This is a genomic window from Enterococcus sp. AZ089, assembly GCF_050547225.1.
Taxonomy (GTDB): Bacteria; Bacillota; Bacilli; order Lactobacillales; family Enterococcaceae; genus Enterococcus_D; species Enterococcus_D entomosocium.
On sequence record NZ_CP172954.1, the window covers coordinates 1,340,999 to 1,352,804 of the forward strand.

7 protein-coding genes are annotated in these 11,806 nt (G+C 42.7%); all 7 read left to right on the forward strand.

Annotated features, from left to right (window positions below; all coding sequences use genetic code 11):
- The first annotated feature begins 140 nt into the window (after positions 1-140).
- The 7 genes from IGJ01_RS06350 (at position 141) to topA (ending at position 11,776) form a co-directional block, all read left to right on the forward strand.
- Complete coding sequence (locus IGJ01_RS06350) at positions 141-3,716, forward strand: SpaA isopeptide-forming pilin-related protein (RefSeq protein WP_430601530.1); 3,576 nt, start codon at positions 141-143, stop codon at positions 3,714-3,716.
- A gap of 54 nt (positions 3,717-3,770) precedes the next feature.
- Positions 3,771-5,642, forward strand: coding sequence for a SpaH/EbpB family LPXTG-anchored major pilin (locus IGJ01_RS06355; RefSeq protein ID WP_034878666.1), 1,872 nt, complete (start codon positions 3,771-3,773; stop codon positions 5,640-5,642).
- A 22-nt stretch (positions 5,643-5,664) separates the two neighbouring features.
- Positions 5,665-6,570, forward strand: a complete 906-nt coding sequence (locus tag IGJ01_RS06360) for a class C sortase (RefSeq protein ID WP_086338076.1) — start codon at positions 5,665-5,667, stop codon at positions 6,568-6,570.
- Positions 6,571-6,993: 423 nt separating this feature from the next.
- Positions 6,994-7,860: a ribosome biogenesis GTPase YlqF gene (ylqF, locus tag IGJ01_RS06365; protein WP_005229614.1), complete on the forward strand. Its 867-nt coding sequence runs from the start codon at positions 6,994-6,996 to the stop codon at positions 7,858-7,860.
- Positions 7,844-8,608: a ribonuclease HII gene (locus tag IGJ01_RS06370; protein WP_005236834.1), complete on the forward strand. Its 765-nt coding sequence runs from the start codon at positions 7,844-7,846 to the stop codon at positions 8,606-8,608. The genes ylqF and IGJ01_RS06370 overlap by 17 nt, the downstream gene beginning before the upstream one ends.
- 68 nt (positions 8,609-8,676) lie before the next feature.
- The gene (gene dprA, locus IGJ01_RS06375) at positions 8,677-9,555 is read left to right on the forward strand and encodes a DNA-processing protein DprA (protein WP_430601531.1); all 879 of its coding nucleotides are present in this window, start codon (positions 8,677-8,679) and stop codon (positions 9,553-9,555) included.
- A 142-nt stretch (positions 9,556-9,697) separates the two neighbouring features.
- On the forward strand, positions 9,698-11,776 hold the full coding sequence (gene topA, locus IGJ01_RS06380; protein ID WP_008379664.1) for a type I DNA topoisomerase: 2,079 nt from the start codon (positions 9,698-9,700) through the stop codon (positions 11,774-11,776).
- The last annotated feature ends 30 nt before the right edge of the window (positions 11,777-11,806 follow it).

Consider the following 11,806-nt stretch of genomic DNA (forward strand, 5'->3'; position numbering starts at 1 on the left):
AAAAAACTTTTTTTATTTATGAATAACTACAGATGCGTAAATTTTTCCTGTTTTTCAGAAAATAAAAAAAAGAGGTGTCTTTCGCTTCTTTCTTGTATCATCAGCTTGTAATTTTTGATTCTTTGAAAGGAGGTCTTTTTATGTTTTTGACAAAGAGACACCACTGGTTCTCTTTCATTTTCTGTATGTTAGGGGGGATATTATTTTTCATTTATTCGAGTTTGCAAACAAATGGGACAGCAAGTGCACAAGAAGAAAATACGATCGCTATTACCGAAACGGAGCAGATCAAGCTGACAGGTCAACGGGAGGGCAATCAATTTACTTTACGATATCAGCTATCACAAAAAAACAAACAGCAACGCATCTGGCTACAATTATATGCACTTGATGAAACAAAAGAACAACCGCTAACGAAAACGAACAACAAAGAGATGGTTTTTATTGAGGATGAATCCGCGCAGTCTTGGCTAACAACACAAGACTTCTTGCAAACACCCTGTGAACAAGAAGTAACGTTTCAACTACCTAGTGAAACAAAAAAACTGAAGTTGGCGATTCAGATTGAAGAATATGATCACGAAAATCAAGAATCGCACAAATTGGCGTCTTTGGATGAATTGATAGTTGACATTCCGCTTGCGACAGAATCTGCTTCCTCAGATAGGGTGGAAGTCAGCTCAACTGATTCACAAGCTGCAGAAACCGGCACGGAGTCAACTTCGGAACAAGTGTCGAATGAAGACTCAAAAGGTGTTTCGAATGAAGAAACGCAGGAAGAGACAAAGGAAACAGGAACAACGACAAGTTCTTCTGAAGACGAAACACTCATTGAACCGTTTAAACAAGAACGTCTTTATCAAAAATCGACCGTTTCACAGGCTTTTGCTTCGATTGAACCAGATTATACGACAGACCAAAGCGGGACGTATCCTTCGGCTAATTGGACAATTGATGAAAAGAGCAATGTCTTAAATCATCAGGGGAACAAAGATGCAGGCGAAACCTGGGATGGCGTAGCTACATGGAATGGTGATCCAGAAAATTTGATCAACTCGTATATTGAGTATGGTGGTGTGGGAGATGAAGCGGATTTTGCTTTACGGAAATTTGCAAAAGAGACGAATACTCCAGGACTGTTTGATGTCTACCTAAATGTACGAGGGAATGTTCAACGCCAAATTGATCCGATCGATGTTGTGTTGGTAGTGGATTGGTCAGGGAGTATGAATGAGATGGGACGCATCACTGAAGTAAAAAAAGGTGTGGATCGCTTTTTGAATCAAATTGAAGGAAGCGGCATTCAAGACAGTGTTTACATGGGCTATGTCGGTTATTCCAGTGATGGTAACAATTACCAAAACAAAACCTGCCAGTTAGGAAAATTTTCTGAAGTCAAAGAGACGATCCGAACGATGACGCCAGAAACAGCAGCTGGGGGGACCTTTACCCAAAGAGGGCTGCGCCAAGCTGGGGATATGCTATCAACGCAAAATGGACATAAGAAAGTCATCGTTTTGCTAACAGATGGCGTGCCGACCTACAGTTATCATGTGTCCAAAGTGCATACACAAGCAGATGGTAGTTATTATGGAACCGCCTTTTCTCTTTCTCAAGACCAGCCGATGAATACTTCACATCTCTACAACGGGTATTTTGCATCTGATCAGTACGGTAACTCTAAATGGATCAACAATACGTTTGTCGCCACGATCGGTGAGGCGATGGCGTTAAAAGAGCGCGGGATTGAGATTCACGGATTGGGGATTCAACTGCAAGGGGATCAAACAGCTGGGTATACAAAGGCCGATGTTGAGAACAAAATGAGACAGATGGTTTCTGCTGATGAAGAGGGGCATCTTTATTATGAGTCAGCCAATGAAGCAGCGGATATTGCCGACTATCTCGAGAAAAAAGCCCTTCATATTTCGGCGACAGTCACTGATGGAGAGATTACTGACCCCATTTCGCAACCATTTTTATACGAAGAAAATAGCTTGTCCATCAAAAGTGTCGGTTCTGCTGCTCTAACGGTGCAGCCTGAGGTCACGATATCTGACAATACACTCAATGCTTCTGGTCTTTATTTAGGCGAAGGACAGGAACTGCAAATTCATTATCAAGTGCGGATTCAAACGGAAGCAGCGGATTTTAAACCAGATACTTGGTATCAAATGAATGGAGAAACGGTGTTTTATCCGAATCATCAGTCCGATCAAAAGGCATTGTTTGGTGTGCCTTCTGCCAAAGCACCTGGGAAAGAGTTGACGATCAAAAAAGTCTGGGAGGAATACGATGGCGATACGTCAAGTCGCCCAGAATCTGTCTATTTTGAAATAAGCAGAAGCCCAGTTACTAGCAAGGAGAGCTGGCAAACAGGATATCTCAAACTTACTGAGACCGATGCACAAGATCAGACAAGTTGGGAACGAAGCAAGGTTTCCGCGGTTTCTGAAAAGGATGGAACGGATTACGAAGAAACCCGTCTACTGCCGCTTTATAACAATCAAGGAGAAACGTTTAATTATCAAGTCACAAATGAACTGGCAGTATCAGGCTACGAGTCGACAAGAGTGGACGTTTCTACATGGAAAAACACAAAGACGTTTGTGCCCCTCGCATTAAATCTGATCAAAAAATCCGCTGTAGGAGAGGTGAAGCTGACAGGTGCTGTTTTTGAATTGACGGGCGCTGGAAAGACAGTAACCCTTGTGGATCAAGGGGATGGAACGTACGGGCTGCCAGCAGATACTACGTTGCAAAAAAGTCAGACGTATCGTTTAAAGGAAGTCACTGCACCGGCGGGACATCATTTGGCTAAGCAAACAGAGTGGCTGATCCATATTGATGAGCAAGGGCATGCGACGATTGATGGACAACCTGTCACACTGGTCGAGCATACGATTATCCTGGAGATTACCAATCCGTTTACAGAAATTCCAGTCGCTATTCGAAAATATACGTTGCAAAATGAGCAGCAAGTATTGTTAGCAGGCGCTGTCTTTTCTCTGCAACAAAAAACAGCAGGAGGGGATTATCAAGAAATCGCCTCAGAAACGTCGGATGATGTTGGGATGGCTGAATTTACGATCCTTGAGCCTGGCGCTTATCGTATCTCAGAAACAGCCGGTCCGCTCGGATATGATACGGTTGCCGGTGACTATGAATTTGTCGTTGGTACAGACGGAAAAATCCAGTATCAAGGGGAAAATGTCGACGGGGATGCCAACTGTTGGACCCTTACCCATGGCAATCAGTTAAAACCTTTTGATTTGGTGGTCAATAAACAGGATGAACTGGGACAAGCACTTGAGGGGGCAAAATTCCGGCTAAGTGGAAACGGACGGACTGTCGAACTGCCTGAAAACGGAGAAGCACTAGCGGTATTTCACTTCCAAGATCTCACACCCGGCAGCTATACCTTGGAAGAAACTGGTACACCCGCAGGCTATGCAGGTTTAACAGCACCTGTCCAAATCAAGATTGAAGAGGATGGTCAGGTCTTTATCGATGAAGAACGACTACCGAATCTTCTTGTTTCTGGAGAAAAGAACAATCAAATAGAATTGATCGTAACCAATCAAGTGAAAGTGTCTCTTCCTGAAACCGGAGGGAATTGGCATGGATGGATGGTCATTCTTTCAGCAAGTCTGCTAGTCCTTTTAGCTGGTAGCTATTTGCACGTTAAGCGCAAAGATAAGCCTTCATTAAAGTAATTTTTCCATTAGCGAATGAAAAACGAAAAAAAATTTAGAAGAGAGGAAAGAACAATGAAAAAGATTTTTAATCATACGAAAATGGTTTGTCTCCTATTTTTACTTTTGCCATTTGTCTTTTTTGGAACAAAAAATCAGCAAGTGTCTGCAGAGAGCAATTTGGCACAGATCCATCTCCATAAAAAGAAAATGGTCAATCTGCCAGGTTCATTGATTCAAAATAGTGGGACTGAGATGGAAGAGTTTGATCAATACCAAGGCTTAGCCGATGTCACTTTTTCTGTCTATGATGTGACAGCAGCATTTTATGAAAAACGATCTGCAGGGGCATCCGTTGAAGAAGCCAAGCGTCAAGTTCAAACCTTGACGTCTGGTTCCCCTATAGCTAGCGGAAAAACAGATGCAGCCGGTGATTTGGTTTTTGAATTGCCGAAAAAACAAGCCGATCGGGATGCAGTTTACACCATTGTAGAAGCCCCTAAAGACGGCGTTACAACTGCTGAGAATATGGTGATCGCCTTTCCCGTATATGAAATGATCCAACAAGCTGATGGCTCATATGTTTATGGAGAAGAAGAGCTAGACACGATCCATCTTTATCCGAAAAATATCGTCACAAATGAAGGAACGCTCCTTGTGAATAAGCGAGGAACGGGGGAAAACGAACCACTGAATGATGCGGAATTTGTTGTTTCAAAGCAAGAAGGACGCGAAAATACCAAGAAATACATTTTAAGTGCAGCCGATGGACTTTATACATGGACAACTGACAAACAGGCAGCGTACCGTTTTTTGACAGGCAAACAATATGCTGCTGGAGACGCTGGTATCGATGTGAGTGAGAACCAAAAAGGACAGCTAAAGATTGCGCAACTAGAAACAGGCGCCTATCAATTAGAGGAAACGAAAGCCCCAAGTCAAGCCGCCTTAATCGAGGAAGAAAGAATCAAGGATTTCTCGATTGATTCAGGAAGTAACGTTACTGTTGAGCTAACAATCAAGAATGACACAACAAATGTTACAAAAACAACACCACAATTAGACGGCAAAGACGTGGAGATCGGCGAAAGAATCCAATATCACCTAACGGTCAATATCCCATCAGGTATTCAAGATAAAGTAGGATCAGAAAACAAATACAAACATTTTCAATTGATCGATGCCCATGATCCAGCATTAACTTTTGAAAATACAGCTGAAGGAGAAACGGGCTATGCGTTGTATGATGGAGAGCAGAAAATCGATGCGACGAATTACCAAGTAACGGAAAAAGAGCATGGCTTTACGGTAACTATCAATCCAGAATTCGTGCCGCAATTAACGCCGGGAAATCAATTGCGCTTTGTGTATTATATGTATTTAAATGAACAGGCTATGCCTATTAATGGCTTTACGAATAAAGCAAATGTAGAAACGGATTTCATGACGGATCAAACGCCTCCAAGCGTGGAAGTTTTGACAGGGGGCAAACGGTTCTTAAAAGTCGATGGGGCTGTGACCGCTACCGAAGCATTGGCAGATGCAGTTTTTGTTGTACGGGATCAAGACCGTGATGATGCCAACTACCTGAAAATCGAAGAAGGAACCAAACAGGTATCTTGGGTGCAAACAGCGGATGAAGCGACGAAATTTACCACAGGGACAGATGGATTAGTTGATATCATCGGGTTAAAATTTGGCACCTACTATTTGGAAGAAGTAAAAGCACCAAAAAATTATGTACTGCTAACAAATCGCATCGCTTTTGAAGTACATGAAACGTCTTATGGAACGAAAGAGCAATTGGGAGATCCAGAAAAAGTCCCTAACCGCCGCAAAGGAACCTTACCGGCAACTGGTGGTGCCGGCACGTATTTAATGGGCGCCATCGGAGTGGTGATCGTTGGTTTAGCTGGGTGTTATTTTGTTAAACGGAAAAAAGGGTAAGTAAATGAGATGAAAATGCACGATGACAATCAAAAGGAAAAGAAATGGCACGAAAGTACCTACTCAAAAAGTGACTTTGTTGGATGTTCTAATGGGTATTCTGCTGCTGCTAGGTGTTCTGATCATCAGTTATCCTTTTGTAAGTAATCAGCTCAACACCTTTTTGGATCAACAGTTGATCAGCTACTACCAAAGCCAAGCTAAAAAAATGAGTGAAATAGAAAAACAACAAAAAAGGAACCAGTTGGAACGAGTAAATCAAGAGCTGGCACAGCATCCCAGCAATCCTGGAATCAAAGAAACGCAAGATTTATCAGAAACAAGGGACTCAGAATCAGGCGATACACCTGATTACTATGAACGACATACGATCGGCGTTTTAAAGATCCCCGTGATTGGTGTCGCTCTCCCGATTTTTGATCAAACCACCGATACGTTGTTAAAAAGAGGAGCAACATTATTGGAGGGCGCTTCGTATCCAATAGGTGGTGAAGATACCCATGCAGTTTTGTGCGGACACCGTGGGTTAACGAGTGCAACCCTCTTTACGGATCTGCCTAAGCTGCAGATCGGCGATGAGTTTTATATCGAAACGTTTGATGATACGTTGGCGTATCAAATAGATCAGATTAAAACGGTCGCCCCTGATGATACCGAAGCACTAAAAATTGTCAAAGGCAGTGATTATGTCACCTTACTAACCTGCACACCCTATATGGTCAATAGCCATCGTTTATTGGTTCGCGGCAAAAGGGTTCCTTACAATGAAGAAAATGAAACAAATGCCGCAAAAAAAGCAAACCAGCAGGATTTGTGGGTGCTGCTAGTTGTAAGCACCACACTATTACTACTCCTGCTGGTGATTAGCAAAATCAAAAGAAAAAAACAGCATGATTTGATCACTCCCAGTGATAAGAAGCAAAGATAGCAGGTTTTCCTCTAGATCCACTAGAAAATGACTTGTTAACCTTACTCAGAACGAAACATGTCGTTTGAAATATGGTACAATAACGAAGATAAAAGGTAGTAAAAAGCAGTCGGTCTAATGGTAAAGGTGTCAGAAAAAAGGAAGAATGAGTGGGTAGACAAGCTTTTTCCAACCACTTCCCCAAAATTAAAAAGCGAGAAAGCGCGTATGACGCATGAGAATCGCGCTGAAAGCTTTACCTATGCACGAGGTTGGAACAAGAACATTGTCCTAAAGCAATTTTAGCAAAATGCCCAGTGTGACTAGTTTCTCTGATGGTTTTAGAGCAAATAGTCCTCGTTCTTGTTAGGTATATACTGCATGGATTTAGACACTACTGTCTTTTTACCAATTCGAAGAAGTACCAAGGAGGAAAACGTTCAAATGACCATTCAATGGTTTCCAGGCCATATGGCGAAAGCCAGACGTGAAGTAAGTGAGAAATTAAAATTCGTGGATATCGTTTTTGAACTCGTGGACGCACGCTTGCCGATCTCATCCCGCAACCCCATGCTGGACCAATTATTACAGCAAAAACCACGATTGATCTTGATCAATAAAGCGGATTTAGCAGATCCCGTTCAAACCAAAAAATGGGAGCATTATTTCCAAGCACAAGGCTATTTAGCCTTGGCGATCAACGCCCAAGACAATCAAGGCGTCAAAGCCATTGTCCCGACGGCTAAGCAAGTCTTGAAGGAAAAAATCGCTCGTGACAAAGCCAGAGGATTGAAGCCCCGTGCGATTCGAGCGATGGTGATTGGCATTCCGAATGTCGGAAAATCAACCTTGATGAACCGTTTAGTAGGGAAGAAAATTGCTCAGACGGGTAATAAACCCGGCGTGACCAAAGGACAGCAATGGCTGCGTTTTGGGACTGATCTAGAGCTGCTAGATACGCCTGGGATCTTATGGCCAAAATTTGAAGATCCTGAGATTGGTAAAAAATTGGCATTGACGGGGGCTATTAAAGATCAGCTGATCCATTTGGATGATATCGCATTGTATGGACTTGATTTTTTTGCCCGCTATTATCCTGAAAGAATCGCCAATCGTTACCAACTAAAGGCGGAGGAAGAGGCGTTGTTAGCGCCAGACCTGTTGATGAAAATCACTGAAAAACGTGGGTATAAAGATAACTATGATCGAGGAAGCGAGCTTGTTGTCTTTGACATTCGGCAAGGAAAATTAGGCCGTTATACACTAGATCGAGTGGAGGAAATGGAAAGCCAAGATGAAACAACCGATTAAGTCAATCAAAGAGCGATTATTTGATCCAACATTTAATGACCTGGCATTTTTACAGGAATTGCAGGCAGATGAACGCGCGGGGGTCCAAAAGCTACTGCAACAATATGAGAAACAATTAGTTAAACAGCAGCTTTTGCAGGAGAAATACGAAGAAATGATGCGTTTTGAAAACGAAGCATTTCAACAAGGTGCCCGTTTTATCGCCGGTTTAGATGAAGTGGGGCGTGGACCATTAGCAGGACCCGTGGTGTCAGCTGCGGTCATTCTGCCTAAAGAATGTCAGATCTTAGGTCTGAATGATTCAAAACAGCTTTCTGCGAAGAAAAGAGAAGAACTGTTTATCGAAATTCAAAATAAAGCCGTGGCTGTCGGTATCGGTGTGGTTAGTCCTGAAGAAATCGATCGGATAAATATCTATCAAGCGAGCCGCCTGGCGATGAAAGAAGCTTTGATCGACTTAGCGGTCAAGCCGGAACATTTGCTCATTGATGCGATGACCATCGAGACCGACATCCCTCAACAAAGCTTGATCAAAGGCGATGCCCGCTCCATTTCGATTGCCGCAGCAAGTATCATTGCCAAAGTCTATCGTGACAATTTAATGAAAGATTTTCATGATGTGTATCCTTTTTATGGGTTTGATCAAAATGCTGGGTATGGGACCAAAGTTCATTTAGAAGGGTTAGCTGCCCATGGAATTTGCCCTATTCATCGAAAAACCTTTGCCCCAGTTAAACAATACCTATAAATTTCATCCATCCCTCTTTTTTTAGCGAATCTTATAAGTAAGATCACTAAGAAAAGAGGGCTTTGTTTATGAAATATCAACAAGCAACAGATTTTGAAAAACAGTTGATAAAACTGTACTACTGTCAGGGAATCGGTCTGCAAGGTTGCTGGAAGATTATTTGGCATTGGCTGGAAACAAAAGAAATGCGTTGTTCGTTGGAAGAGATGATTGCCATCGGCGTCCTTCCACAGCATAGGACGGTCTTTCGCCGATCGTGGGAGCAAATGACAGAAGAGCATATCACACAAAAGATGGGGGGACAAAACTACCTCACCTTCTTTTCAGCGGAGTATCCGATGCTTTTAAGACAAATTGCGGACCCACCATTATTACTATTTTACGAAGGAAATCTGCAATTGTTGCAAACGCCCATGATTGGATTTGTCGGCGCAAGAACAGCTTCTCGCTACGCGCGTAAAGTTTGCGAAAAGCTGATCCCGCCTTTAGTGACAGAAAACTATACGATCGTCAGTGGATTAGCAAATGGCGTCGACAGTTTTGCCCATGAATCAGCCATCAGAAATCGGGGACAAACCATTGCCGTGATTGCTTCTGGTTTGGAACATTGTTATCCTACTTCTGCGTATCCGTTGTTCCAGCAGATTCGTCAAGAACATCTAGTACTGAGTGAATATTCTCAGGACACCAAACCGCAAAGACATCACTTCCCCTTACGCAATCGCATCATTGCCGGTATTTCAAAAGCAATCTGTGTGATTGAAGCTAAAGAAAGAAGCGGTTCTTTGATTACGGCACAATTAGCAATGGAAAATGGCCGAGAAGTTTTTGCAGTGCCTGGTGAAATGATTTCCGATCAGTCAAAAGGTTGTCACCACTTGATTCAAGATGGCGCAAAATGTACGATTAGTGTGTCAGATATTTTACAGGAGTTAGCCTTTTTTTGATTTTTCCAATCAACCTTCCTTGACAAACCTTTTCTTGAAAGCTATGATAAGCTACGATTTGTATGTTTCATCTGCATACGATAGGTTCACTGATTGATAGAATATAATAGTAGGAAAAATTCAGGAAGGAGCCATTCTTTATATGGCATATAAATATTTAGTAATCGTGGAATCGCCGGCAAAGGCGAAAACCATTGAAAAATACCTTGGACGAAATTACAAAGTCGTCGCAAGTGTCGGTCATATTCGTGATCTTCCTAAAAGTAAAATGGGAATTGATGTCGAAAATGACTACGAACCGCATTACATTTCGATCCGTGGCAAGGGCGATGTGATCAAAAGTCTCCGCTCAGCTGCGAAAAAAGCCGAAAAAGTCTACCTCGCAAGTGACCCGGATAGAGAAGGAGAAGCTATTGCGTGGCATTTAGCTTTTCTACTAGGGTTAGATTTAAAAGATAAAAACCGAGTCGTCTTTAATGAGATCACTAAGGATGCGGTCAAGGCAGCTTTCAAAGAACCAAGAACGATCGATGTAGATCTCGTTGACGCTCAACAAGCGCGCCGGATTTTAGATCGATTGGTGGGGTATTCATTGAGCCCGATCCTTTGGCGTAAAGTGAAAAAAGGCTTGAGTGCTGGCCGTGTTCAATCGGTGGCGCTTAAGATTATTATAGATCGTGAAAAAGAGATCCGTGAGTTTGTTCCTGAAGAATATTGGAGCATCGATGGGAACTTTAAAAAAGCCACGAAAAAATTCAAAGCCAATTTTTGGGGCCTAGATGGCAAAAAGAAAAAATTACCGAATGCTGAAAGCATAAAAGAAATCACCGATCGTCTTTCTAGTAAAGAGTTTCAAGTGACGAAGGTTGAAAAGAAAGAACGCAAACGCAACCCGGCGGCACCGTTTACCACCAGTAGCTTGCAACAAGAAGCAGCCCGTAAACTGAACTTTCGAACGCGGAAAACCATGATGGTCGCACAGCAGCTCTATGAAGGGATCGCTCTTGGTAAACAAGGAACCGTTGGTTTGATCACCTATATGCGTACCGATTCGACCCGAATCGCAGACACAGCCAAAGGCGAAGCGGCCGAATTTATTGAAAGTACTTATGGTTCAGAGTTCTCGGCGCACGGTGGCAAAAAACGCGCGAATGCACAAGGGGCACAAGATGCCCATGAAGCGGTAAGACCAACAAGTGTGATGCGTACGCCAGAAGCCATGGAGAAATTCTTAGACAAAGACCAACTGAAACTGTATCGCTTGATCTGGTCTCGCTTTGTGGCTAGTCAAATGACGCCGGCGATTTTGGATACAATGAAAGTTACCTTGGATCAAAATGGTGTCATCTTTATTGCCAATGGTTCAAAGATCAAATTTAAAGGGTTTATGCAGGTCTATGTGGAAGGGCGCGATGATGGCAAAGAAGACAAAGAGAACATTTTGCCAGAGTTAGTTGAAGGAGATGTGGTCCAATCCGTATCGATCGAACCAAAACAGCATTTCACTCAACCACCTGCCCGCTACAGTGAGGCCACCTTGATCAAAACCCTTGAAGAGAACGGTGTGGGTCGTCCTTCAACTTATGCACCAACGTTGGAAACAATCCAACGACGTTATTATGTGAAATTGACACAAAAACGTTTTGAGCCAACTGAACTTGGTGAGATCGTCAATTCATTGATCGAGGAATTCTTCCCGCAAATCGTTGATATGCATTTTACTGCTGAAATGGAAAATAGCTTGGATAGCATTGAAGCTGGGAAAGAAGAATGGGTCAAAGTCGTCGATCAATTCTACCGTCCCTTTGAAAAAGAATTGACGACCGCAGAAGAAAGTATCGAAAAAATCCAAATCAAAGACGAACCTGCAGGCTTTGACTGTGATCTTTGTGGACATCCAATGGTGATCAAATTAGGTCGCTACGGAAAATTTTATGCCTGTAGTAATTTCCCTGACTGTCGCAACACGAAACCAATCGTCAAAGAAATCGGCGTTGAGTGCCCGGTCTGTCACCAAGGCCAAGTTGTTGAACGAAAATCGAAAAAAAATCGGTTGTTTTATGGATGTACCCGTTATCCGGACTGTGACTTTACTTCTTGGGACAAACCTGTAGGCCGTAATTGTCCGAAATGTGATAATTACTTAGTCGAGAAGAAAGTCAAAGGCGGCAAGCAAGTCGTGTGTATCAATGGGGACTATGAAGAAAATGTGCAAAAATAACTAGCAGGATTCCCTGTTAAAAAAAGAATC